Origin of the sequence: Rhizobium sp. S163 (assembly GCF_030380805.1) — a bacterium.
Taxonomy (GTDB): domain Bacteria; phylum Pseudomonadota; class Alphaproteobacteria; order Rhizobiales; family Rhizobiaceae; genus Rhizobium.
In genome coordinates, this window is sequence record NZ_JAUDSA010000012.1 from 500,948 (window position 1) to 525,623 (window position 24,676).

Here is a 24,676-nt window from a genome sequence, read left to right on the forward strand (position 1 = left end):
CGATGAGCTTCACGACGACGTTAAAGAGCCTTCTTCTTGCCGGCACGATCGCGGCAACCGCTGCACACGCCTGGGCCGAGGAACCCGTCAAGCCCGTGGAAGGTGGCACGTTGATCTATCTGGAGCAACAGCCCCACACCAACCTCTATCCACCGGCCGGGGGCTTTTATCCGAACGGTGGGGTACTGAACCAGATCACCGACAAGCTGACCTATCAGAACCCGAAGACGCTCGAGATCGAACCGTGGATCGCCGAATCCTGGACGGTGAACGAAAACGCCACCGAGTATACGTTCAAGCTGCGCAAGGGCGTGACCTTCTCGGACGGCTCGCCGCTCGATGCCAACGCGGTCGCCAAGAATTTCGATACCTTCGGTCTTGGCAACAAGGAGCTGAAACAGCCGGTATCGGAAGTGATCAACAATTATGATCGTTCCGAGGTCATCGATCCGCTGACGGTGAAGTTCTATTTCAAGAAGCCATCTCCGGGCTTCCTGCAGGGTACGTCGGTCATTGGATCCGGCCTTGTGTCGCTGAAGACGCTTGCCCTGCCGTTTGATCAGCTCGGCGATGCGACCAAGATAGTCGGTTCGGGTCCCTTCGTCGTTGACAGCGAGACGCTCGGCAAGGAGCTTAGCCTGAAGGTACGCACCGATTACGGCTGGGGCCCGACAAAGCTCGAACATCAGGGGCGCGCTTATCTCGACGGCATCAAATACATCATCACCGGCGAAGACAGCGTGCGGATCGGCGCACTGCTGTCGGGACAGGCGGACTTCATCCGCCAGGTTCAGGCCTATGACGAAGAACAGGTCGAAAGCCAGGGCTACAAGATCTACGCCGCTTCGACGCGCGGCGTGAACAACAGCGTCGTGTTCCGGCCAGACAATCCGCTTGTCTCGGATATCAGGGTGCGCCAGGCACTGCTTCACGGGACCAACAGCGCCGAAATTATCTCGACATTGTTCTCGGCAAACTATCCGCAAGCGAAATCGATCATAGCCTCCACTGCGCAAGGCTATGTCGATCTGTCGCCCAAGCTCGCCTATGACGGTGACAAGGCTGCCAAACTTCTCGACGAAGCCGGCTGGAAACCTGGCGCTAACGGCGTTCGCGAAAAGGATGGGCAGCCGCTGGTGTTGACCGCTTATGAATCGCCACCCCAACCGCAAAACAAGGCGACGCTTCAGCTCGTCGCCGAACAGTGGGCAAAGCTTGGCGTGACGCTCAATGTCCTTGCGGGCGACGCTGGCAGCAAGACCGTCGATGACCTGGATCCCGCAAAGACGCCGGTCTCTCCTGCTATGGTCGGCCGCGCCGATCCTGACGTCATCAAGAGCCAATACTATCCGAAGAACCGGGACGTTCTTCGCCAGAAAGGCGGGCCCAGCGACAAGGTCAAATCCTTCGTCGACGACAAGCTGAACGGGTTGCTTGAGAAACTGTCCTCGGAGCCTGATCGCGCCAAGCGGTTGGCGATCGCCGGCGATGTCCAGAACTACGTTATCGACCAGGCTTACGCGATCCCGATCTTCGAGGAGCCGCAAGCCTTCGCTGGCGCTCCTTACGTCAATGGCGTCGCTTTCGAAGCCGTCGGTCGCCCGAGCTTTTACGGCACCTGGATTGCCGCGCACTGAACGATGTGCCCGGCGTTCGCCGGGCACGCCCCTGACGCGAAGGGATCGGTATGGCCCGCTACATTACGTCACGCATAGGTCAGGCACTGCTGGTGCTGTGGGCCGCATTCACGATCTCTTTCGTCCTTTTGCAGGCGATGCCTGGAGATGCCGTGCTGATCAAATTCCAGAACCCGGAATATGGCCTGAGCCCCGAGCAACTGGCCGACATTCGCGCGGCATACGCAGCTGACGGCACCGTGTTGACGCAGTATCTGCACACCGCTGGACGGTTCCTGGTCGGCGACTTCGGCTACTCGCTGCAGGCAGGCGTGGCCGTCAGCGCACAGCTTGCGACGAACCTGCCTCCCACGGTCCGCCTCGCCGGCTTTGCTTTCGTCGTTGCCGTCGCGATTGCCGTCCTCTTGGCCATCCTCGCCAACATCCAGGGCTTTGGCAGGCTGCGCGGCATCATTCAGTCGGTGCCCTCGCTATTCGTGTCCGTGCCGACCTTCTGGCTCGGGATCATGTTGATCCAGATTTTCTCGTTTCGCCTGCGGTTGGTTCCTGTGATCAATCCGGGACCGTGGGAAGGCTTGATATTGCCCGTGCTTGCCATCGCCGTTCCCATTTCCGCGCCGCTGGCACAGATCCTTCTCCGAAACATCGACCAGGTCAAAACGCGGCCTTTTGTTGCCGTGGCGCGCGCCAAGGGAGCATCGCATGCCGGGGTTCTGTGGCGGCACGTCGCGAAGAACGCGGTTCTGCCCGTGCTGACCGTCGGCGGCGTGTTGTTCGGTGAACTCCTTGCCGGCGCCGTGATCACTGAAACCGTCTTCGGCCTCAACGGCATTGGCAGCCTCACCGAGCAGGCGGTCAATTTCCAGGACGTGGCGGTGTTGCAGGCGATCGTCGTGCTGTCGGCCGCTGCTTTCGTCACCGTCAATCTTCTGGTCGATCTTCTCTACCCCATTCTCGATCCGCGGCTCAAAGCCAAGCCGGAGACTGCACGATGACGAGCCTTGATGTCGCCGAACGCCCACTCGAAATCGCTAATGCCGACAGCGTCGGCAATCCGGCATCGGCCAATGCGCCACGCAGGCAGCGTGTCGATGTCAGCCTCGTGCTCGCAGTCGTCGTGCTTGTGATCGTCCTCTTGTGGGCCGTCGTTCCGTTGCTGTTTACATCCTACGATCCGATCAAGGGACTTCCCGGCCAGCAGCTGAAAGCGCCGAGCCTGACGCATATCCTTGGAACGGATGCACTTGGGCGCGATCTCTTCGCACGCCTCGTGCATGGCTCCGTGCATTCGCTATCCGGAGCCCTGGCGGCCGTCGGGATCGGGCTTGCTCTCGGAACCACGCTTGGCGTGCTTGCCGGTTCGCTCGGAGGCCGCACGGAAACCGTGATCATGCGGCTGGTGGATGTCCTGCTGTCGATCCCTGTCCTGCTGCTCTCCCTCAGCATCATCATCCTTCTCGGCTTCGGTACGCTCAACGCCGCGATCGCTGTCGGCATTACCTCGGTCGCGAGCTTCGCCCGCATCGTGCGCTCCGAAGTCGTGACGGTCCGGCGCAGCGAGTATGTCGAAGCGGCCTTCGGCAGCGGCGGCAGGTTTCTGAGCGTCCTTTGGCGCCATATCCTGCCCAATTCGCTGACCTCTGTCATCGCCTTCGCAGCGCTACAGGTGGGATCGGCAATCCTGCAATTGTCGACGCTCGGCTTCCTCGGATACGGCGCGCCGCCACCGACGCCGGAATGGGGGCTCCTGATCGCCGAGGGTCGCAATTACATCGCGACCGCGTGGTGGCTGACAGCAGCGCCGGGCGTCGTCGTTGTTCTCGTGGTGCTTTGCGTCAACCGCATCAGCCAGGCAATCGGAGGAGGAGACAGATGACGATAAGACCGAACGATCTGCCAAGGGACCCATTCCAGCCATCGCCAGTGCTCGATGTTGCAGGACTTACGGTTAGCTATGAAGGCCGCGGCGGAAGCCGGACTGCCGTTCACGGAATAGATTTCCGTGTCAATCCCGGCGAGGTCGTCGCGCTGGTCGGTGAATCCGGCTCGGGCAAGAGCTCGACGGCGCAGGCGATCATCGGCCTCCTGCCTGACAACGGCAGGCTTGAAGCTGGCAGCATCCGATTGAACGGCGAGGAGATCGCCGGCTGGCCGCAACGGCGGCTCGACGGCGTTCGCGGCGCGGTCATCAGCCTTGTGCCGCAGGACCCTGGCAATTCGCTCAATCCCGTCAAGACGATCGGCAAGCAGGTGGCCGAAATTCTCGCCATACATGGCAAGGCATCGGGTCCGGTTGCCTATGCGCAGGCTGTCGAGCTTCTGGAACGGGTCGGTCTCAGCGAGCCGAGGCTGCGCGCGCAGCAATATCCACACGAGCTCTCCGGTGGCATGAAGCAACGCGTGCTGATCGCCATCGCCATCGCGTTGAAGCCTGCGCTCATCATCGCCGACGAGCCGACAAGCGCGCTCGACGTGACGGTGCAGAAACACATTCTCGATCTGATCGATGAGCTTCGCCGGGAATATGGTACCGCGATCCTTCTCGTTACACATGATCTTGGCGTGGCGGTTGACCGATCGGATCGGCTGATCGTGCTTAAGAACGGTCGTATCCAGGAGGAAGGTCGCACCGCGGATGTGGTTGCCGCCCCCAAGAGCGCCTATACGCGCCAGCTCCTGTTGGACGCGCCATCACTCAACCAACGCCCGCGTATCGTGACAACGTCGCCGCTGGATCAACGAAGCGACGACATCATTGTCGTCGAAAACCTGGTCAAGGATTTCGGCATCGGCGGTGACGGGCGCTTCTGTGCGGTCGACGACATATCGTTTTCCGTTCGGCGGGGCACGACGCACGCCCTCGTCGGCGAATCCGGCTCGGGCAAGACGACGAGCATCCGCATCATCTCGGCCTTCGAAAAGCCGACGTCGGGTCGGGTGCTCGTCGATGGCCTGCCGCTTTCGGAGTTGCGCGGCGAGACGTTGCGGCTCTTCCGCAAGACGATACAGCTCGTTTACCAGAACCCCTTCGGCTCGCTCGATCCGCGTCAGACGATCCGGCGCATCGTCGAGGAGCCGCTTTTGAACTTCGAGCCGGTGGCGCGAGGCGAGCGAATGGCGCGGGTTGATGCGATCATCGCCAAGGTCGGGCTTCCGGATGATGTGCTGGACAGGCGGCCACAGGCGCTTTCAGGCGGGCAGAGGCAACGCGTCGCCATTGCCCGCGCCTTGATATTGAAGCCGAAAATCCTGGTGCTTGATGAGGCCGTCTCCGCTCTCGACGTGACGGTGCAGGCGCAGATTCTGGCTCTGCTCGGCGATCTTCAGCGCGAGCTCGGCCTGACCTATCTCTTCGTCTCACACGACCTCGCCGTCGTTCGCCAGATCGCCGACACGGTCTCGGTGCTCAACGGCGGAAAACTGGTCGACAGCGGCCCGGTCGATCAGGTCTTCGGCAACCCGGCAAGCGATTATACGCGCGATCTCATCGCCGCAATTCCGGGCAAGACATTCACCCCTGCACGGGGATCATCCACCTTGACGAATACGGGAAGCAAATGATGACGAAGGCAATCTCGCCGAAGCGCCTGGGCTTTTTCAGTCGCGTGCTCGATCAGGTCGATGCGGCCACGCGCTACCGGCTGGTTGCCGAGCAGATCGTTCATGCCGAGAAACTTGGCTTCGACAGCGCCTGGGTGGCGCAGCATCATTTTGATGGTGACGAAGGCGGTCTCCCGTCGCCGCTGATCTTCCTGGCGGAGCTCGCGGCTCGGACTTCGCGGATCAGGCTCGGGACCGGCGTGATCACGCTGCCGATGGAAAGCGCGGTGCGTGTGGCCGAAGATACCGCCGTACTCGACATTCTCTCGAACAATCGTCTCGAAATCGGCTTCGGAACGGGTGGAACGCCGACGTCCTTCCTGCCTTTCGGCTTGGAGAGCAGTGGTCGCGCAGCTGTCTATGCCAAAAGCCTGGCAACCGTCCGCGACGCTTGGGCGGGACGGCCGCTTGCCGGTGACAGCCGGCTCTATCCCACCGCGCCGCATCTTCTGGACCGGGTCTGGCAGGCAACATTTTCGGTCGGCGGCGGCGAGCGGGCAGGGCGCGATGGTGATGGGCTGATGCTGTCGCGCACACAGCCGCGCTCAGCGGATGCACCCGACACGCGGCTCTGGGAGCTGCAAAATCCGATCATCGACGCCTATCTCGAAAACCTGCCGCAGGGCAGGGCGCCGCGTATCCTCGGATCAAGAAGCCTGTTCGTGGCCGACGATCGCCAGCAGGCACTTCACTTCGCAGAAATAGGGCTTCGCCGCAGCGCGGAGCGTTTCATTGCCAGCGGCCACAAGGTGGCAAGCACCAGGACTGAAGATCTCATCCGGGCGTTCGATGTCCATGTTGGCACGCCTGAGGATGTGGTCGCCTCCTTGAAAGCCGACACGGCGCTTGAGCGCGTTACCGATCTCGTCTTCCAGGTCCATTCCGTCGATCCGCCGCACGAGTACATCCTGCGATCGCTGGAACTGATCGCCGGCGAAGTCGCGCCCGCGCTTGGCTGGAACCCAAACACTTCAAGGCCGGCGAACGCGAAAACACAGGAACGACGCTTGGCCACGGCTTAGGCTGCCACCAGGAAAGGAACCCATATGAGTACGCAGTCACCCGACATCATCGACCTTCTGGCGGCCATCGAGCCAGGCTCGTTTCTTGATCGCATCCGCAACCAGCGCCCGGAAACCCGCATCAACGCCCAGAAGAGCTATCTCGCGCTCTTCGAGCCCGTGAACGAGACGGACGTCACGCGCGCCGAGCGGCTTGTGCTTGCGGCTTTCGTCGCCGGCCTTCACCAAGCGGCTGGCGCCACAGAGTTCTACGTGGCCGGTCTAAGCGAAGCGAGCGGCGGCGCGTCCCTTGCGGCTGCGGTGAGGACGGAACTTATCAAGGCTGTAACCGAGGGGCCCTATGGGCACTACCCGACGGGTCCGTTGTCGGTCGAAGACAGGCCTGGGCCGGTCTACAGCGTATCGGATTTTGGTCGTGCCGTTTTTGGCGCCAAACTGTCGGCGGCCCTGGAGCATGCGCATCTCCTTGTTTTTCGTCCGCGCGAAGCGAGCCCGGATGCGTTGCAGAAGCTGCTTAACGCCAGCTGGACAACAACCGCCATCGTCACCCTCTCGCAGCTCGTTGCCTTTCTCTCTTTCCAGATCCGTGTCGTTGCCGCGCTTTCTGCGCTCGGCACCGCAGTGCAGGCGCGCGCTCCACGCGCCGCCGCGGAATAAGGAGCCGTCATGACCGATATTGTCATCCATCCTCAGATTGAAAATCGTCCGACTGCCTTCACGCAAGCTGAAATCGGCTGGACGCCCTGGCTCGAACCGCTTTCAGAGGGAGAGCTCACCGAACGGCACTGGACCGGCCTCGTCGACGCCTCGCGGGCGAAGTCCCCATATTTCATGCTGCTTGCACGCGATCCGGAGATTCTCGAAGCCCGCACCAAGACGGACAAGGACATCTTCTACAACACCGAGGCCGGTTTGCCGCGCGCCGAGCGTGAGCTGTCGGCGACGGCCGCATCACGCAGCAATGGATGCATCTTCTGCGCCTCCGTGCATTCCCGCTTTGCCTCGCACCACTCTAAGCGCACCGAAGAGGTTCAGAAGCTTCTCGACGAAGGCACCGATGCCGATCTTTCCAGCCGTCGCTGGAAAGCCGTGGTCGAAGCATCGGTCGCCTTGACGGCGACGCCCTCGGCATTCGGAGCGGAGCAGATCGACCGGCTGCACAAAGAGGGTCTCGACGATCTCGAGATCGCCGATGTCATTCACGGCGCCGCCTTCTTCAACTGGGCGAACCGCCTGATGCTCTCGCTTGGCGAGCCCACCCCGGCGAAATAGCGGCTTTCGCCCGCAAATGGACGACGGGAAGGATCAGATCGCGTTCGCCAGTTTGTTTTCGATATAAAGCTGGCGAAGCTTCAGCGTTTCAGGCCCCGGCTTGCCATCGCCGATCGGTTGCCCGTCGATCGAGGTGACAGGTAGAACGAAACTCGTCGCCGAGGTGATGAAGGCCTCGGCGGCATTCCTTGCTTCGTCAGGCGTGAAAGCGCGCTCCTCGACGGCAAGTCCGGCGCAGCGGGCGATGTCGAGAACGCTGAGGCGCGTTATGCCATGCAGGATCGCGTTCGACAGGCCGCGCGTGATCAGTGTCCCGTCCTTGCTGATGATGTGTGCGGTTGCTGAACTTGCTTCGGTGACGAAGCCGTCTTCAACCAGCCAGGCGTCGTCGGCGCCGACGGATGCGGCCTGCATCTTCGCCATCGACGGATAAAGCAGTTGGACCGTCTTGATGTCGCGCCGAACCCAGCGCTGATCGGGAACCAACGCCACCGAAATCCCGGTCTTCACCTTCGGATTGTCGAGCACGGCCTTGGCCTGGGTGAACAGGACCAATGTCGGCGTAGCGTCGGTTGGGAAGGCAAAGTCGCGATCGGCGGCGCCGCGCGAAATCTGCAGATAGATGAGGCCCTCCTGAAGGTCGTTCCTGCGGACGATCTCGCGATGAACGGCAAGCAACTCCTCTTCCGTCAGCGGGCAGGTAATCCCGAGTTCGGCCGTGGATCGCCGAAGGCGGGCCGCGTGACCGGCATATTCAAGCAGCTTGCCGCCGACAACGCCGGTGACCTCGTAGATCGCGTCGGCGAACAGGAAGCCGCGGTCGAATACGGAGACTTTTGCGTCGGCCTCGGCGAGCCAGCTGCCGTTCAGATATACGGTACGGGTCAAGATTGTTCCTCGTTCAGATTTCAGCGTGGGAAGGACCTTGGTCGATTCCATCGGCGGCGAGTTTGTCACGCAACATGCGCGCCGTCACTGCCGCACTTGCCGTGTCTGCGTCAATGCGGCCCTCCCCGCCATATACTTTAATTTTTATGAAAACTGATTCCAGCAAAGACTGATTGTGGCGCGACGTCGATCCAATTTACAAATAGCCTTGGAATGCAACCGCTTGACCAGTCGGCCCGTGGGGACTGTGCTGACTGGTGTCCCGCAAGGCGACCTGCTTTTCGATCATACTTACTGAAAAATCCTTTACCTCGGGCCGAGTTTCGTAACTGGTAGAATCCGCCCGAGCCGCCATGATGGCCACGATCTCTGCCATGTCGATATCACCTATCCGATCGATGAATTGATTGGCGGCTAGAACCATTGGATTGTCGGTCTCATTCGTTGACGCGACACCGATGCTCGGCGCCGTATTGGCGAGTGAGGTATTGCGACCTCGCGACAGTCGATCATCGATCCCTGTCACGTAGAGGTCATATGTCGTTTCTGAAAAATGCGCTTATTCGTACCAAAGTTCTTTCCCTGATTATTCCGATCTGTGTCGTGGGCATCGGCGCCACGCTCTTCATGTCCGACAGATTCAAAACGGTGGATTCCACCTACTCCGAGTTCATTTCCGATGACTATCAGGCGGAAGTGGATCTTGTTGCCTCCACGAGAAGCTTGGTTTCCGTCGGCTATGCTGCCTACCAGACACTGGCCTACGACGTGCAGGATCCGGGCTCCAAAGTCGCGAACGATTTTTACAAGGAGAACACCGCAAGCCTGATCAGCCGATTGGAGCAATCCAAGGGTGGCCGCCCCGAGGATACTGCCGCGATCGACGATTTCATCGCAAGGTCGAAGAACCTCACCGCTCAAATGGACGATGCGGTGAAACTGGGCGCGGAAGGGCGCGATGCCGAGGCGAAGAGCGCCCTGGCTCGCGCCGATCTGCTCATCAAGCCTTTGCTGGCAGATATGCGGGACCTAACCACATTGATGAAGAAAAACATCAATACCCGAGCCAGCGCGCTGACCGAGCAGACACGATCGACCATTTTGATCTCGCTCGTTGTCCTAACCATCGTGTTCGCGGCGAGCACAGGCATGGCCCTCTTCGTCTCTTCGCGCGGCATCACCGCGCCGATCGCGAAATTGCGCGAACGAATGATATCGCTTGCCCGCGGCGATGCCGAAGGCGGTGTCGATGGCCAGGATCGGCGTGACGAGGTCGGCCAGATGGCAAGAGCCGTCTCCGTGTTCCGCGATAACGCCCTCGAGCGAATCCGTCTTGAAAACGAGGCGGAGGCAAATCGCAGTCTCTCGGACCAGGAACGGGCGGCGCGTGACGCGCAAAAAGCCAGGGACGAAGCCGACACCAAGTTCGCCGTCGATCAGCTGGGTGACGCACTCGGGCGGTTGGCGCAGGGCGACGTCGCCTATCGCATCGACACGCCGTTCGTCGCCCATCTCGATGCGTTGAGGAAGAACTTCAACGAATCCGCCGGGAACCTCAGCGAGGCGCTGCGCGCAGTCGGTCGCAACGCGCGGGGCATCGATGCCAGCGCCAATGAAATCCGTTCTGCGGCCGACGATCTTTCGAGACGCACCGAACAGCAGGCCGCTTCCGTCGAGGAGACGGCTGCAGCGTTGGAAGAGATCACCACCACTGTGAAGGACGCCACCAAGCGGGCGGAAGATGCGGGCAATCTCGTTGCGCAGGCGCGCACCGGAGCCGAAAAGTCCGGACTGGTCGTCCGCGACGCCGTCGTGGCGATGAAGGAAATCGAACGCTCCTCGGGCGAGATCACCAACATCATCAGCGTCATCGACGAGATCGCCTTCCAGACGAACCTGTTGGCGCTCAACGCAGGCGTCGAGGCCGCCCGTGCCGGCGATGCCGGCAAGGGTTTCGCGGTCGTTGCCCAGGAAGTGCGCGAACTCGCCCAACGATCGGCTCAGGCGGCCAAGGAGATCAAGGCGCTGATCATCATGTCCGGCGACCATGTCCGTTCAGGTGTTGAGCTGGTCGGAAACACGGGAACGGCGCTGGAGGTCATCGTTGCCGAGGTCCAGGAGATCAATCGCCATGTGGACGCGATCGTGAAGTCGGCGCGCGAGCAGTCGATCGGTCTGCAGGAAATTAATACGGCCGTGAATGCCATGGACCAGGGCACCCAGCAGAACGCTGCGATGGTGGAGCAGTCGACCGCGGCAAGCCACAGCCTTGCCAGAGACGCGGCTTCGCTCAACCAGTTGCTCGCGCGCTTCAATCTTGATGAAGAGGCTCAGCGCCCGGCGGTCGTTGCAGGCGTGGTGCGGGAGGCGTCACCCACGAGCCCCGGCGTTGCATCGCCCGCGCGGGCGCTCGGGCGAAAGATTGCGACGGCCTTTGGTGGCCGAGCGTCGGCGGTCGCGGAGAAGGCCTGGGAAGACTTCTGATTATCGTGAGCCGGCACCCGGGCGTTGTCCGACGCTCGGGTGCCGCCTCCGCGACTTCAGTTTGTGCGACATTTTCGCTACACGTCGCTTTTTGCAGAAAGCGGCGCTCGCCCGAAGTATCGTTTTCAACCTCTCGTGATCTGCATCCGCCAAGGTTCTGCCTGAATGTTGCCGCTTCTAGTCCGTGGTAAAGGATCGCGAAGACATGTGCCATCTCGCATGGTTTTGCGCGTTAAGTGTTGGGGATATTCAATGGCAGACATGTCGGCTTCACGCCTGAAGCTAACTCTGGTGAGCATGCTGGCGCTTGTGGCGAGCGGGATCGGTGCGCACGCCGAGCCGCAGTCGGTGGCTCCGGCAACGCAGGCTTCCGTGGCGCAAGGCTATGCCGTGCCGGACCGCCGCTTGGTTCACATCACGCGGGCAGGCGATGATTCCGTCCTTTCAACGCTGTTCGACGGCGGCGCGGGCAACCCCGCGAAGATCATGCGGGAGATGGGCGGTCTGTCTCTGCAGATGAACAGCGACATAGCCGCATCGCTAGAAGCTTATTATAGCCAGCCAAAAGCCAAGCTGATCTGGGTAGACGCAAAGGGTCCGAACGCTAGAGCCCGCCAGGCGCTGGCGCTCCTAAAGCAAGCGGACGACTGGGGACTGACCGCAGCCGACTACGCCATTGCGGAAGCGCTGGGTCAGGGTCGGCAAAATTCTGCCGATCAATCGAAGGCTCTGGCAACATTCGAGCTCTCCCTGTCGAACAAGATGCTGATGTTCCTCCAGGACAATTTCCGGGGCCGCATCGATCCGAACAAGCTTTCGAACTATTACGATTTCAAGCGCAAGCCAGTCGATTTGCAGGCGACGCTTGCCCGATTGGCAGCCGCCCCCTACCTGATGTCGGCCGTCGATCGTTTCATGCCCAGCAGTCCGAAATTCGCGCAGCTTGCGGCGGAACTGCACTGGCTGCGAAGCTCCGGCCAGGGTGGCGATACGACGGTCAACATCAACAAGGTGACCGTGGCGATGGAAGAACTGCGCTGGATGCCGCAGGAGTTTCCGGACCGCTATGTATTCATCAATCAACCCGCCTACATGGCCTACTACACCGAAAACGGTGATGTCACGCTCTCGATGAAAGCGGTTATCGGGCAGCAGGACCATCAGACGAATTTCTTCGATGCGACGATCAAGACGGTCGAGTTCAATCCGGATTGGGGTGTCCCACAGTCGATCATTAAGAACGAGATGCTTCCGCACTTGAAGAAGGATCCGTCCTATCTCGACCGCGAGGGCTACAAGGTCGCCGTCAACGGCAAGCCGATGCCCTCGGCGAAGGTCGACTGGACACAGCCGCTGGAGAATATCGCCGTCGTGCAGCCGCCAGGTGCCGATAATGCTCTTGGCCAGTTGAAAATCCTATTTCCAAATCCGCATGCCATCTACATGCATGACACGCCGGCACGTGGGAAGTTTGCCTCGCAGGACCGGATGTTCAGCCACGGCTGCGTCCGTCTGGAAAACCCGCGCGCCATGGCGGCGGCCGTGCTGAAAACGTCGGTGGATTCGGTTAATCAGGAGATTGCGGCTGGTGACAAGAAGGACGTTCCGGTTCCTGAGGAAATTCCGGTCTATGTCTCCTATTTCACCGCGTGGCCGACCGCTGACGGCATCATCCATTATTACGATGATATCTACGGTCGCGATGCGCAGACGCTGAGTGCGATAAGGGCCACGTCGGCAAGTCGCGCCGCGCTTTAAGTGCCCTCTTAGCGGTTCGCTTCTGATCTCTGCTCGTGAAACCCGTCCGCCCGGCCGGGCTAGCGCTATCGTATTGCTTGAATGCTCCTGCGACATCGTGGTGGTTGCCTATGCGGCGCGCGCCTGCAACAGATCGTCATGCGGAGCACACGGTCATGTTGCGAAATCGACGTGACCGGCGTACCGAGCAGGGAGAAGCAATGTGAGCCTCGCGCCGATGACAAAGCAGAAGACGAAAATAGCCATCAATGGTTTCGGTCGCATCGGCCGAACGGTGTTGCGTATCCTGCTGAGCAAAGGTGGGGACTTCGAGCTCGTCCTGATCAACGATGTCGCCGCGCCGGAAAGCTGCGCCTACCTCTTCCAGTACGACAGTGTTTTCGGCCCCTGGCCGGAAGAGGTCGTGGCCCGCGAACAGGCGCTGCAGGTGGGCGACAGGCTGATTGCCTTCCACAATGTTCGCGATGTCCGCGAGCTTGATCTGTCCGGTGTCGACGTCTTTCTCGAGTGCACGGGCCAACCCTATACACGCGAGTTCATTTCCCGTGCGCTGGAAGCCGGTGCGAAACGCGTCTTGATCTCAGGGCCCGCCGAGGCCGCCGACGTGACCGTGGTTCTGGGGGCCAACGAGGAAATGCTCGGGGATCACCTTATCGTCTCCAACGCCTCCTGCACGACCAATGCGCTCGCTCCCTTGCTGAAGGTTATCGACGATGCCTGGGGCGTGGTGGGCGGCCAGATGACCACTGTCCATTGCTACACGGGCAGCCAGCCCACGGTCGACCAGCCGCGTGACGATTTCGCGAGAAGCCGCGCCGCCGCGCTCTCAATGGTTCCGACAACCACCAGCGCGCACAAGCTTCTCGGCAAGGTCTTGCCGTCGCTCGCTGGAGCGATCGAGGCGCGCGCCATTAGGGTGCCGACGGCGAGCGTTTCGGCGATCGATCTCACGGTCTCCTTGACAGACACCCCGTCGCTTGCCGATGCGCGTGCGCAGATGCAAAAGGCCGTCGCCGCGTCGCGTGTCCTTGGGTGGACGGAGAAGCCGGTGGTTTCGGTGGACATGCGGGCGCGCCAGGAATCATTGATCATCTCCGGTCCGGAGACATCGATCGCGCCGGGTGGGCTGCTTCGCGTGTTCGGCTGGTACGACAACGAATTCGGCTTTGCGAACCGGATGCTCGACGTTGCAGGCCTCTTGGGGCAAAAGGTTGCAGGCAGGCGGTAAAGCGGCCAGCGTGCAATTATGTTGCTAAATTCAGGGAGAATTGCTTGACGATCGGGCTTGCCCACGCGGAACTCATGGCTGTTGTGGCAGCCGTCACCAGCAACGAGCCACGTGTGATGACGGTGCGTTCCGGCGAAGCCTTGCCGTCCGGCCCTTTCGAGCTTGGACATCGCACGCTGCAGAGCGGCTTGCGCGAATGGATCCAGGAGCAGACCGGCCACCCGATCGGCTATCTTGAACAGCTCTACACATTCGCCGACCGGGATCGTAACAACGACATCCGCGGCGGACGGACGATCTCGATCAGCTATCTCGGGCTGGTACTCGAACAGGATGCGCCCGGCGCGGGCCGTCCGGCATGGCACGGATGGTACGAATATCTACCGTGGGAGGATCACCGCCAGGGACGGCCCAAAGTTCTGGATGCGATCATCGAGAAGCTCAGGGTTTGGGCCGATGCCGATCCAAGGCGTCGCGCTGAGCGTCATCAGCGCGCCGACTTCACCTTCGGCCTCGATCACGGTGGCTGGAACGAGGATCTGACGTTGCAGCGATACGAGCTGCTATACGAAGCCGGGCTGGTGGCGGAAGCAGGTGATGTGAGCGATAATTTCGGCCGGCCAATGTTTGCCGACCATCGCAGGATCCTGGCGACCGGCATAGCGCGGCTGCGTGCGAAGATAAAATACCGCCCGGTCGTCTTCGAGCTAATGCCAAGCGCTTTCACCTTGCTGCAGTTGCAGCGAACGGTCGAGGCGTTGGCGGGCCTTTGCCTCCACAAGCAGAATTTCCGCCGGCTTATCGAGCAGCAGGAGCTTGTCGAGGAAACAGGCGGCATCGCCAGCGAAACCGGCGGCCGCCCCGCCAAGCTCTTCCGCTTCCGGCAGACGGTTGTCGAAGAACGCGCTCTGTCAGGGACAAAGCTGCCTCTCGTCCGCAATTGACATATGCTCATTGTGAGAATATCTATTTCTCCCGAATATACTCAAATTGAGTATAACGGAGGATGATATGAATACCGCAGTGTCTGCCGCGTCGCTTTACAATCGTGTCAGCCGGGTCATTCCTAAGGCGGAGTGGATGAGCTTCGAAGAGGATGTCGAGGCAATCCTGGAGTTGAAGCGCAAACGCAACGCGGTCATCCTCGCGCATAACTATCAAACGCCGGAAATCTTCCACGGCGTCGCGGATATCGTCGGCGACAGTCTGGCGCTTGCACGCAAGGCAATCGATGTCGATGCCGAGGTTATCCTGCTCGCGGGTGTGCACTTCATGGCCGAGACGGCCAAGCTGCTGAACCCGAAGAAGACAGTGTTGATCCCTGACACCGGGGCGGGCTGTTCGCTGGCAGATTCCATCACGCCCGAGGACGTCGCCCTGCTGCGCAAGGCTTACCCCGGTGTTCCCGTGATCACCTACGTCAACACATCTGCGGCGGTGAAGGCAGCCTCGGATATCTGCTGCACATCGGGCAATGCCAAGCAGATCGTGGAAGCGCTCGGTGTTCCCCGGGTTCTGATGATCCCCGACGAATACTTGGCACGCAACGTCGCCAAGGAAACGAACGTTGAAATCATCGCCTGGCACGGGCACTGCGAAGTGCATGAACTGTTCTCTGCCGAGGATGTTCGCCAGCTTCGGGAGAACCATCCCGGCGTCACCGTGCTCGCCCATCCCGAATGCCCGCCCGATGTCGTGGCGGAAGCTGACTTTGCAGGCTCGACGGCGGTCATGTCCGACTATGTCGGAGAGAAGAAGCCCGCCCGCGTCGTGCTTCTGACCGAGTGCTCGATGAGCGACAACGTCGCGGTGCATCATCCCGATGTCGAGTTCATTCGCCCCTGCAATCTCTGCCCGCACATGAAGCGCATCACCTTGCGCAACATTCGAACCGCGCTCGAGGAAAACCAGCACGAAGTCGTCGTCGACGCCAATGTCGCGGTCGCGGCTCGTCGTGCTGTCGAAAGGATGCTGGCGATATGACCGAGATCCTCAAGAACCTAGCGGATCGCCCGGTTATTGTCGGAAGCGGGCTTGCCGGGCTGATCGCGGCGTTGACGCTTTCTCCCGAACCCTGCGTGCTCGTCACCCGCGCACATCTCGGCGCCGAGAGCTCGAGCGGATGGGCGCAAGGCGGCATTGCGGCATGCATCGGTGCGGACGACAGTGTGGACCTGCATCTGGCCGATACCCTCGGTGCCGGCGATGGCCTTTGCGATGCAACTGCGGCCGCCGAAATCATAGCAGAGGCGCCGGCCGTGATTGCCGCCCTACAGCGCCTCGGCGTCTCCTTCGATCAAGATGGCAATGGGAGCCTGGCGCTCGGCCTCGAGGCTGCCCATTCGCGCCGCCGCATCGTGCATGCCGGCGGCGATGGATCGGGCGCCGCGATCATCGCTGCCCTCACAAGGGCGGTCCATGACGATCCGGCAATCACTGTCATCGAAGGGGTGGAGGCGCGGCGGATACTGACGACTGAAGGCGTTCTCTCCGGGCTGCTCTGCGCCAATTCTCGTGGGGGGATGGTCTTGCCGTCGCCGCGCATTCTTCTTGCCACCGGCGGCATTGGCGGCCTCTACGAGGCGACGACCAATCCGGCCGGCAACTTCGGCCAAGGGATTGCACTCGCGGCCCGCGCGGGTGCTGTGCTCGCCGATATGGAATTCGTCCAGTTCCATCCGACGGCACTCGACGGCAATCGGCGCCCGCTGGCCCTGATCAGCGAGGCGGTGAGGGGCGAGGGGGCCGAACTGATCAACGAGCGCGGCGAGCGTTTCATGAGGTATGTACCCGGCGCCGAACTTGCGCCGCGCGATGTTGTCGCGCGTGCAATCAGTGCCGAGATCGCCCGCGGCGGCCGTGTCTTTCTCGATGCGCGCCGCGCGATCGGCGCGCGCTTCCCCTTGCGCTTTCCGACGATCCATGCCGCTTGCCGCTCGGTTGGGATCGATCCCGCAGAGCAGCCGATCCCCGTTCGCCCGGCCGCGCATTACCACATGGGCGGCGTTGCGACGGATCGGGCCGGGCGAAGCACAGTGCCTGGTCTTTGGGTCGCGGGTGAAGCCGCCTCGACCGGATTGCATGGCGCCAACAGGCTCGCCAGCAATTCGCTGCTGGAAGCCGCTGTCATGGGCATGCGCGCGGCCAATGACATGAGATCGAAGCTGGCGGCGGTTCCTCTCGGAAAAACCCCGCCCATGCCAAGCGCGCCCGAAACGAGGGCCGTGCGCCCGATCGTCTCCCGAAACCTTGGTGTTCTGCGTAACGCGGCCGGCATCCAGCAGGCGATCGGGGAGCTGTTGCCGATGGCTGAAGGCAACGACTTCGGGGGTGATCCCGCAATCGTGGCTTTGTTGGTCGCCGTTTCCGCCAGCCTGCGCACGGAATCGCGCGGGGCGCATGCGCGAACCGACTATCCGCTGAAGCACCCGGTTGCGCAGCGTAGCCGGATAACGCTTGAGCATGCATTGGAGATCGCCCGTGCCGCAAGCCCATCAAACTTTGCAAGGAGTGCATGAAATGCACGTTACATCCCTTCCACGTCTCGTCATCGAACCTGCGGTCAGGACAGCGCTTGCCGAAGATCTGGGGATGGCCGGTGACGTCACCTCTGCTGCGGTCATTCCTGAAGATCATATGTCGACCGTCGTCATGGCAGCGCGTCAGCCCGGCGTTGTCGCCGGATTGGATGCGGCCACCCTTGCATTCGAGCTGGTCGATCCCGCGATATCAGTCTCCCGACATATCCGCGAGGGAGCCCCGGTCGGGCCCGGTGACGTGATCGCCACCATCAGCGGACCGTCCAGAGGGATATTGACCGGTGAGCGCACAGCGCTCAACTTCCTCAGCCATCTTTCAGGGATCGCAACGGTGACGGGATCGATCGTCGAAGCGGTCGTCGGAAGCGGTGCGGCCGTCGCTTGCACCCGCAAGACGACGCCGGGACTGAGGGCGCTCGAAAAATACGCGGTTCGCGCCGGCGGAGGTATGAACCACCGCTTCGCGTTAAATGACGCGATGCTGATCAAGGACAACCACATCGTCGTCGCTGGCAGTGTTCGCGAGGCCTTGCGCCGCGCCAAGGCTGCAGCAGGGCATATGCTGAAAATCGAGATAGAAGTGGACACGCTGGAGCAGCTCCGGGAGGTCATGGACGAGGGGGTGGATGCGGTTCTGCTCGACAATATGAACCCGCATCAGCTGCGGGAAGCAGTCGGCATCGTGGCCGGGCGTGCGATCACGGAGGCCTCCGGACGCATCACGCCTCAAACCGCACGCGATATCGCGGGATCGGGGGTCGATCTGATCTCGGTCGGCTGGATCACGCATAGCGCGCCGATCCTCGATATCGGTCTCGACTACCGCGATTGAACCTCGCGCGCTTGAGGTCGCAAGCAACCACCACATTATCGCGTGATCGCGCTCGCATCCTGCGCGGATAAAATGCTAGCCTGCCGCAAAAGAAGAATGCGGAGGCTTGAGATGACGAAGAAGACGCTTGGGGAGAGGACATTCGAGGATTGGCAGGCGCTTGCCGAAAAGGAGCTTCGCGCCTCGCCGGATACGCTCGTGTGGAAGACGCCCGAGGGAATAGACGTCAAGCCGCTCTACACAGAGGCCGATCTGGACGCTGTCTTGCAGCCGGACTCGCTTCCTGGCTTCGCACCCTTCACCCGCGGTCCGCGCGCCACCATGTATGCGGGCCGGCCCTGGACGATCCGGCAATATGCCGGCTTCTCGACCGCCGAGGCATCCAACGCGTTTTATCGCAAGGCGCTGGCATCAGGCCAGCAGGGCGTCTCCGTTGCCTTCGATCTCGCCACGCATCGCGGCTACGATAGCGACCATCCGCGCGTCGAGGGCGATGTCGGCAAGGCGGGTGTCGCGATCGACAGCGTCGAGGACATGAAGATCCTCTTCGACGGCATTCCGCTGGAGAAGGTCTCGGTGTCGATGACGATGAACGGCGCGGTCATCCCGATCCTTGCGAATTTCATCGTTTCAGGCGAGGAGCAGGGCGTGTCGCGGGCAGCCCTTTCCGGCACCATCCAGAACGACATCCTCAAGGAGTTCATGGTCCGCAACACCTACATCTACCCGCCCGAGCCCTCGATGCGGATCGTCGCCGATATCATCGAGTACACCTCCAGGGAGATGCCGCGCTTCAACTCCATCTCGATTTCCGGCTATCACATGCAGGAAGCAGGCGCGACGCTGGTGCAGGAGCTTGCCTTCACGCTGGCCGACGGGCGCGAATATGTGCGGGCAGCAATCAAAAAGGGGCTCGATGTCGACGAGTTCGCCGGCCGCCTGTCCTTCTTCTTCGCGATCGGCATGAACTTCTTCATGGAGGCCGCCAAGCTGCGCGCCGCGCGTCTGCTTTGGACTCGGATCATGGAAGAGTTCACGCCGAAGAAGGCGTCGTCGCTGATGCTGCGCACGCACTGCCAAACATCGGGCGTGTCGCTGCAGGAGCAGGACCCCTATAATAACATCATTCGCACCGCCTTCGAGGCGATGTCGGCGGTGCTCGGCGGCACGCAATCGCTGCACACCAATTCCTTCGACGAGGCGATCGCGCTGCCCACCGAATTCTCGTCGCGCATCGCCCGCAACACCCAGCTGATCCTCCAGGACGAGACGGGCGTGACCAAGGTGGTTGATCCGTTGGCCGGATCCTACTATGTCGAAAGCTTGACGAACGAGCTTGCCGAAAAGGCCTGGGCGCTGATCGACGAGGTCGAAGCGCTCGGCGGCATGACGAAGGCTGTGAACGACGGGCTGCCGAAGCGGCTGATCGAGGAAGCCGCAACGCGGCGGCAGGCGGCGGTCGACAAGGGCGACGAGATCATCGTCGGCGTCAACAAGTACCGGCTGGAAAACGAAGAACCGATCGACATTCTCGATATCGACAACAGCGCCGTGCGGGCCTCGCAGATCAAGCGTCTGGAAGAGACGCGGCGTCGCCGCGACCCAGCCAAGGTGGCGGAAACGCTGAAGCGGCTGCGCGAGGTCGCTGAGAGCGGGAAGGGAAATCTGCTGGAGGCTGCGGTGGAAGCGGCGCGGGCGCGCGCCAGCGTCGGTGAGATCTCGGATGCGATGCGCAGCGTTTTCGGCGATCACACGGCGGAGCCCGAGGTCGTGAAAAACGTCTATGGCAATGCCTATAGCGATGAGCCGGAGCTGCAGCAGTTGCGGACGCGGATGACAGCGATTTCCGAAGCACTGGGTGGAGCGCCGAAAATCATGGTCGCGAAGCTCGGACAGGATGGACACGATCGCGGCGCCAAAGTCATCGCCTCAGCGTTTGGGGATATCGGCTTCGATGTCTTGGCGGGGCCGCTGTTCCAAACGCCGGAGGAAGCCGCGAATCTCGCGATTGCAAGCAAGGTGCATGTGGTTGGCATGTCGTCGCTGGCCGCCGGCCACAAGACGCTGGCGCCGCAGCTGATCGATACGCTGAAGACGAAGGGCGCCGAGCACATCATCGTCGTGGTCGGCGGGGTCATCCCCCGACAGGACTATGCCTTTCTGACCGAGCATGGCGTGGCGGCGGTGTTCGGCCCCGGAACCAACATCATGGACGCCGCCAATTCCGTGCTCGACCTCCTTGAAGGCAAGCGCCGCAACCAGTGAGTTGGTCGTCTAACCGGTCTCCCCAGTTCGGCCGCTAATATAAAGCGCTGGCTTGCGCTCCGCCCCACTTCCCCAAGTCGATGTTTCCGCTACATAACTGGCGGGAGCAACCGGTCGACGTCCATGAAACCTGATGAATTTGATTTTCTCGCCCATGACGGCGAGCTCGCCCGGCTTATCCGCGGCTTCAACTGGGTGAAGACCTCTCTCGGTCCACCTTCGCTTTGGCCGAACGCCGTGAAGGTCACGACCTCGACCATTCTGCAGTCGCCGGTGCCGATCGTAACGCTCTGGGGCGAAGACGGCGTCATGATCTATAATGATGCCTATTCGGTCTTTGCTGGTGGCCGGCATCCGCAACTTCTGGGCTCGAAGGTGCGCGAGGGCTGGCCCGAGGTCGCCGACTTCAACGACAATGTCATGAAGGTGGGATTGGCCGGCAAGACGCTCGCCTATCAGGATCAGGAGCTGACGCTCTTCCGGACAGGCAAGCCCGAACAGGTCTTCATGAACCTCGACTATTCGCCTGTCATGGATGAGGACGGCCGTCCGTGCGGGGTGATCGCGATCGTGGTCGAGACGACCGCCAAGGTGGCGGCCGAGCGCTGGCGCAACGGCGAGCAGGAGCGGCTGCGGCGCATGTTCGAGCAAGCGCCCGGCTTCGTCGCGATGATGCACGGCCCCCACCATGTCTTCGAGCTGACTAACGCGGCCTATAACCAGCTTGTCGGCGGGCGTAATGTTATCGGCATGTCGGTGCGCGATGCGCTGCCGGAGCTGCACGGACAGGGCTATTACGAACTACTCGATCAGGTCTATACGTCGGGCGTCGCCTATGAGGGGCGGGCGCTGCCGGTCGATCTGCAGGTCTCCTCCGATGATCCGGTCGAACGCAAATATGTCGACCTCGTCTATCAACCGGTAACGGAACCGGATGGCAGCATCGTCGGCGTTTTCGTGCAAGGGTCCGATGTCACCGACCGCGTCGCGGCGGAGGAGGGGCTTCGGGCAGCCGAGCGGCAGAGCCGTCAGATCATGGACGGGGCCATCGACTACGCCATTCTCGCTCTCGATCTGGATGGGATCATCCTGCGCTGGAACGAGGGCGCACGCCGCATCTTCGGATGGACCGAAGACGAGGTCGCCGGCAAGCATTGGCAACTGCTCTTCACGCCCGAGGATCGCGCGGCCGACAAGGCGAGCGAGGCGATGGCGGCGGCACTGAGGCAAGGCAACGCCCATCACGACCGGTGGCATCTTCGCAAATCCGGCGAACGTTTTTGGGCCAACGGAGAAATCCGCCCCATCCGCGACGAGGACGGAACGCCCGTCGGTTTGGTGAAAGTTCTGCGTGACCGCACGGAGGAGCATCTGACGGCGCAGGCGCTTAGCGAAGCCGAAGCGCGGCTGCGCCGGGCGCAGGAGGCCGGTGGCGTCGGCGTTTTTTCGCTCGATCTCGAAACCAATATCCTCAACGCCACGCCGGAATTCTGCAAGATCTACGGATATGAAGATGCCGGCGATGTCCGCATCGAAACGCTGGAAGGCCTGATTGTCGAGGAAGACCGCGAGATCAGCTCCAATGGCAGGACGCGGGCGGAGGGCGCCTCGCCCTTGAACGTCGAGTACCGCATCCGCCGCGCCGACAATGGCCAGAAGCGCGTCATCGCCCGCAAGGGAGAGTTCGAGCGCGACGCCAGCGGCAAGCCACTGCGCTTCGTCGGCGTCGTCCAGGACGTGACCGACCGGCGCAAGGCGCAACGCGAACTGAGAGAAAGCGAGGCCCGCTTCCGCGCGCTCGCCCAGGCGATCCCCAATCACGTCTGGACCGCGCGGCCCGATGGCCAGCTCGATTGGTTCAACGAGCGCGTCTATGAATATGCCGGTGCGGCACCGGGCGAACTCGACGGTGGCGCCTGGACCAAGATCGTCCACCCCGACGATTTCACCGCCATGGCTGACCGCTGGCGGTCCGCCTTGTCGTCGGGTGAGGCCTATGAAACCGACCTCAGGCTGAGGCGCGCCGATGGTTCCTATCGATGGCACATCGCACGCGCGGTGCCGTCGCGCGACGAGGATGGCCGCGTTTTCCGCTGGATCGGCACCAATACCGATATCGAGGACCAGCGCGAGACGCGCGCGAAGCTTGAGGCCCTGAACGAAACGCTCGAGCAGCGCGTTGCCGAGCGCACCGCCGATCGCGACCGGATGTGGCGGCTGTCGACAGATATCATGCTGGTCGCCGACTTCGAGGCCAAGATAACGGCTGTCAATCCGGCATGGAAGACGGTCTTCGACTGGGAGGAAAGCGAGCTCATCAACCGGTCGTTCCTCGATTTCATCCATCCCGAGGATATCGCCACTACACTTACCGAAATCGGCAAGCTCAGCGAGGGCGCGACGACCTTCTCCTTCGAAAATCGTTACCAGGCTAAAGATAAAAGCTACCGCACCATTTCCTGGACCGCGGTTCCCTATGACGCGTCAATCCATGCGGTCGGCCGCGACGTGACGGAAGAGCGCGAGGCGGCTATCGCGCTCCGCAACACCGAGCTTGCCCTACAGCAGGCCCAGAAGATGGAGGCCATCGGCAATTTGACCGGCGGCGTCGCGCATGACTTCAACAATTTGTTGCAAGTGGTGGCGGGCAATCTCCAACTGCTGTCGCGCGACGTTATCGGCAACGACAAGGCGCAGCGCAAGATCACCAACGCGCTGGCCGGCGTGGAACGCGGCGCCAAGCTTGCGGCCCAGCTCCTCGCCTTCGGCCGCAGACAGGCGCTCGATCCCCGCGTCGTCAATGCCGGCCGGTTGATCCGCGGCATGGACGAGATGATCCGGCGCACGATCGGCGAAGGCGTCGAGGTGGAGACGGTTGTCTCGGGCGGCTTGTGGAACACGCTGGTCGACCCGATGCAGATCGAAAACGCGCTGCTTAATCTCGCGATCAATGCCCGCGACGCGATGGAGGGCTTCGGCAATCTGACGATCGAGGCCGGCAACGCCTATGTCGACGACGCCTATGCAAGGCAGCACCAGGATGTCGTGCCCGGCCAGTACGTGTCGATCTCGGTGACCGACACCGGCGCGGGTATCTCTCCCGACCTCTTGGATAAGGTGTTCGAGCCGTTCTACTCGACGAAGCCGGAGGGGAAGGGCACAGGTCTCGGCCTCTCCATGGTCTATGGTTTCGTTCGCCAGTCGGGCGGACATGTGAAGATTTACAGCGAGGTCGGACACGGAACGACGGTGAAGATGTATCTGCCGCGTTCGCTACAACAGGAAGACCTGCAGGTCATCGATCCGCATGCTCCTGTCGAAGGCGGACCTGAGACCATTCTCGTCGCCGAGGATGATGAGGGCGTGCGCACCACCGTGGTCGAAATGCTGCAGGAACTCGGCTACCGGGTTCTGAAGGCAGGCGATGCGGCGGCCGCTCTTTCGGTCATCGAAAGCGGTATCCACATCGACATGCTCTTCACCGATGTCGTCATGCCAGGACCGCTGAAAAGCAGCGAGATGGCGAAGAAGGCGAAGGAGCGGTTACCTAGCCTCGCCGTGCTCTTCACCTCGGGCTACACAGAAAACTCGATCGTTCACGGTGGCCGGCTCGATCCCGGCGTGCAGCTTTTGTCGAAGCCTTACACGCGCGAGGCGCTCGCCCGCAAGATCCGGCATGTCATCGACGAAACGCAGAAGAACGTCGAGCGCAGAAAAGACACGTCCATCGCAGCCATAGCCGCGCCCATATCGCCGGCGGTATCAAAGACACTCCGGGTCCTCCTGGTCGAGGACAACGCGCTGATTCGGATGGCGACCGCCGACATGCTGGCTGAACTCGGTCACGAGGTGCTTGAGGCCGAATCCGCCGAGGAGGCACTTCCGCTCTTTGGAAGCGAGCCGATCGATGTGCTGGTGACTGATCTCGGTCTTCCAGGCATGTCCGGAGACGATTTCTGTCGCGAGGTGCGTAAGCGCTGGCCTGAGATCGGCATCGTCTTTGCGACGGGTTCGGAGAAGAAGCCCGAGATGGACGACAGTTCCAGGACGGTCCTGCTGCTCAAGCCACATGGGCTGAATGAGCTGAAGAATGCGTTGGACGCTGTCGGGCGAACGGAGTGAACGCCGCGACAAACTTCAAGGCTTCGATG

At 61.7% G+C, this 24,676-nt stretch carries 18 protein-coding genes; 16 read left to right on the forward strand and 2 right to left on the reverse strand.

Translation table 11 applies throughout. The features are described from left to right. Positions 1–2 precede the first annotated feature (2 nt). Genes QTL96_RS12040 through QTL96_RS12070 form a run of 7 tightly spaced genes read left to right on the forward strand, consistent with a single transcriptional unit; the run spans position 3 to position 7,531 of the window. Entirely contained in the window at positions 3–1,637 is a 1,635-nt protein-coding gene (locus QTL96_RS12040) for a TIGR04028 family ABC transporter substrate-binding protein (protein WP_112943472.1), read from the forward strand. Positions 1,638–1,687: 50 nt separating this feature from the next. Then, on the forward strand, positions 1,688–2,632 hold the full coding sequence (locus QTL96_RS12045; RefSeq protein WP_112943473.1) for an ABC transporter permease: 945 nt from the start codon (positions 1,688–1,690) through the stop codon (positions 2,630–2,632). After that, a complete protein-coding gene (locus tag QTL96_RS12050; RefSeq protein ID WP_112943474.1) occupies positions 2,629–3,513 on the forward strand; it encodes an ABC transporter permease in 885 nt (294 codons plus the stop codon). The genes QTL96_RS12045 and QTL96_RS12050 overlap by 4 nt, the downstream gene beginning before the upstream one ends. Beyond that, positions 3,510–5,198, forward strand: coding sequence for an ABC transporter ATP-binding protein (locus tag QTL96_RS12055; protein WP_112943475.1), 1,689 nt, complete (start codon positions 3,510–3,512; stop codon positions 5,196–5,198). Before QTL96_RS12050 ends, QTL96_RS12055 begins: the two co-directional genes overlap by 4 nt. Next, entirely contained in the window at positions 5,198–6,259 is a 1,062-nt protein-coding gene (locus QTL96_RS12060; RefSeq protein ID WP_289727832.1) for a putative FMN-dependent luciferase-like monooxygenase, read from the forward strand. The genes QTL96_RS12055 and QTL96_RS12060 overlap by 1 nt, the downstream gene beginning before the upstream one ends. Before the next feature lie 24 nt (positions 6,260–6,283). Then, the gene (locus tag QTL96_RS12065) at positions 6,284–6,916 is read left to right on the forward strand and encodes a CMD domain protein (RefSeq protein WP_289727833.1); all 633 of its coding nucleotides are present in this window, start codon (positions 6,284–6,286) and stop codon (positions 6,914–6,916) included. 9 nt (positions 6,917–6,925) lie between these two features. Further along, positions 6,926–7,531, forward strand: a complete 606-nt coding sequence (locus QTL96_RS12070) for an alkylhydroperoxidase domain protein (RefSeq protein ID WP_113168299.1) — start codon at positions 6,926–6,928, stop codon at positions 7,529–7,531. 33 nt (positions 7,532–7,564) lie between these two features. On the opposite strand, the gene QTL96_RS12075 is transcribed toward QTL96_RS12070, so the two are convergent. Both QTL96_RS12075 and QTL96_RS12080 read right to left on the reverse strand, forming a co-directional pair. After that, positions 7,565–8,419, reverse strand: a complete 855-nt coding sequence (locus tag QTL96_RS12075) for a D-amino-acid transaminase (RefSeq protein WP_162725019.1) — start codon at positions 8,417–8,419, stop codon at positions 7,565–7,567. 196 nt (positions 8,420–8,615) lie between these two features. Beyond that, positions 8,616–8,945, reverse strand: a complete 330-nt coding sequence (locus QTL96_RS12080; protein ID WP_162725018.1) for a hypothetical protein — start codon at positions 8,943–8,945, stop codon at positions 8,616–8,618. A gap of 11 nt (positions 8,946–8,956) precedes the next feature. Here QTL96_RS12080 and QTL96_RS12085 point away from each other — a divergent pair, with 11 nt between their 5' ends. The 9 genes from QTL96_RS12085 (at position 8,957) to QTL96_RS12125 (ending at position 24,647) form a co-directional block, all read left to right on the forward strand. Continuing rightward, complete coding sequence (locus QTL96_RS12085; protein ID WP_289727834.1) at positions 8,957–10,903, forward strand: methyl-accepting chemotaxis protein; 1,947 nt, start codon at positions 8,957–8,959, stop codon at positions 10,901–10,903. 252 nt (positions 10,904–11,155) lie between these two features. Next, positions 11,156–12,661, forward strand: coding sequence for a L,D-transpeptidase family protein (locus QTL96_RS12090; protein WP_289727835.1), 1,506 nt, complete (start codon positions 11,156–11,158; stop codon positions 12,659–12,661). Positions 12,662–12,863: 202 nt separating this feature from the next. Further along, positions 12,864–13,889 carry a glyceraldehyde 3-phosphate dehydrogenase NAD-binding domain-containing protein gene (locus QTL96_RS12095; protein WP_289727836.1) on the forward strand — a complete coding sequence of 342 codons (1,026 nt, stop codon included), beginning with the start codon at positions 12,864–12,866 and terminating at the stop codon, positions 13,887–13,889. 44 nt (positions 13,890–13,933) lie between these two features. Further along, the gene (locus QTL96_RS12100) at positions 13,934–14,833 is read left to right on the forward strand and encodes a hypothetical protein (RefSeq protein ID WP_112818840.1); all 900 of its coding nucleotides are present in this window, start codon (positions 13,934–13,936) and stop codon (positions 14,831–14,833) included. Positions 14,834–14,900: 67 nt separating this feature from the next. Beyond that, on the forward strand, positions 14,901–15,872 hold the full coding sequence (gene nadA / locus QTL96_RS12105) for a quinolinate synthase NadA (RefSeq protein WP_113168301.1): 972 nt from the start codon (positions 14,901–14,903) through the stop codon (positions 15,870–15,872). Next, positions 15,869–17,407: an L-aspartate oxidase gene (locus QTL96_RS12110; RefSeq protein ID WP_289727837.1), complete on the forward strand. Its 1,539-nt coding sequence runs from the start codon at positions 15,869–15,871 to the stop codon at positions 17,405–17,407. The genes nadA and QTL96_RS12110 overlap by 4 nt, the downstream gene beginning before the upstream one ends. A gap of 1 nt (position 17,408) precedes the next feature. Next, a complete protein-coding gene (gene nadC, locus QTL96_RS12115) occupies positions 17,409–18,260 on the forward strand; it encodes a carboxylating nicotinate-nucleotide diphosphorylase (protein WP_289727838.1) in 852 nt (283 codons plus the stop codon). Positions 18,261–18,371: 111 nt separating this feature from the next. Continuing rightward, positions 18,372–20,525 (forward strand): methylmalonyl-CoA mutase, encoded by a 2,154-nt coding sequence (gene scpA, locus QTL96_RS12120; protein ID WP_289727839.1) that lies wholly within the window; start codon positions 18,372–18,374, stop codon positions 20,523–20,525. A 123-nt stretch (positions 20,526–20,648) separates the two neighbouring features. Then, positions 20,649–24,647 carry a PAS domain S-box protein gene (locus tag QTL96_RS12125; protein ID WP_289727840.1) on the forward strand — a complete coding sequence of 1,333 codons (3,999 nt, stop codon included), beginning with the start codon at positions 20,649–20,651 and terminating at the stop codon, positions 24,645–24,647. Positions 24,648–24,676: the final 29 nt, after the last annotated feature.

Excerpts from the sequence above, each read along its gene's own strand:
- QTL96_RS12110 (WP_289727837.1), top strand. The coding sequence starts at position 15,869 with ATGACCGAGATCCTCAAGAACCTAGCGGATCGCCCGGTTATTGTCGGA.
- QTL96_RS12070 (WP_113168299.1), top strand. The coding sequence starts at position 6,926 with ATGACCGATATTGTCATCCATCCTCAGATTGAAAATCGTCCGACTGCC.
- scpA (WP_289727839.1), top strand. The coding sequence starts at position 18,372 with ATGACGAAGAAGACGCTTGGGGAGAGGACATTCGAGGATTGGCAGGCG.
- QTL96_RS12085 (WP_289727834.1), top strand. The coding sequence starts at position 8,957 with ATGTCGTTTCTGAAAAATGCGCTTATTCGTACCAAAGTTCTTTCCCTG.
- nadA (WP_113168301.1), top strand. The coding sequence starts at position 14,901 with ATGAATACCGCAGTGTCTGCCGCGTCGCTTTACAATCGTGTCAGCCGG.
- QTL96_RS12090 (WP_289727835.1), top strand. The coding sequence starts at position 11,156 with ATGGCAGACATGTCGGCTTCACGCCTGAAGCTAACTCTGGTGAGCATG.
- QTL96_RS12065 (WP_289727833.1), top strand. The coding sequence starts at position 6,284 with ATGAGTACGCAGTCACCCGACATCATCGACCTTCTGGCGGCCATCGAG.
- QTL96_RS12125 (WP_289727840.1), top strand. The coding sequence starts at position 20,649 with ATGAAACCTGATGAATTTGATTTTCTCGCCCATGACGGCGAGCTCGCC.
- QTL96_RS12045 (WP_112943473.1), top strand. The coding sequence starts at position 1,688 with ATGGCCCGCTACATTACGTCACGCATAGGTCAGGCACTGCTGGTGCTG.
- QTL96_RS12055 (WP_112943475.1), top strand. The coding sequence starts at position 3,510 with ATGACGATAAGACCGAACGATCTGCCAAGGGACCCATTCCAGCCATCG.
- QTL96_RS12050 (WP_112943474.1), top strand. The coding sequence starts at position 2,629 with ATGACGAGCCTTGATGTCGCCGAACGCCCACTCGAAATCGCTAATGCC.
- QTL96_RS12060 (WP_289727832.1), top strand. The coding sequence starts at position 5,198 with ATGACGAAGGCAATCTCGCCGAAGCGCCTGGGCTTTTTCAGTCGCGTG.
- nadC (WP_289727838.1), top strand. The coding sequence starts at position 17,409 with ATGCACGTTACATCCCTTCCACGTCTCGTCATCGAACCTGCGGTCAGG.
- QTL96_RS12040 (WP_112943472.1), top strand. The coding sequence starts at position 3 with ATGAGCTTCACGACGACGTTAAAGAGCCTTCTTCTTGCCGGCACGATC.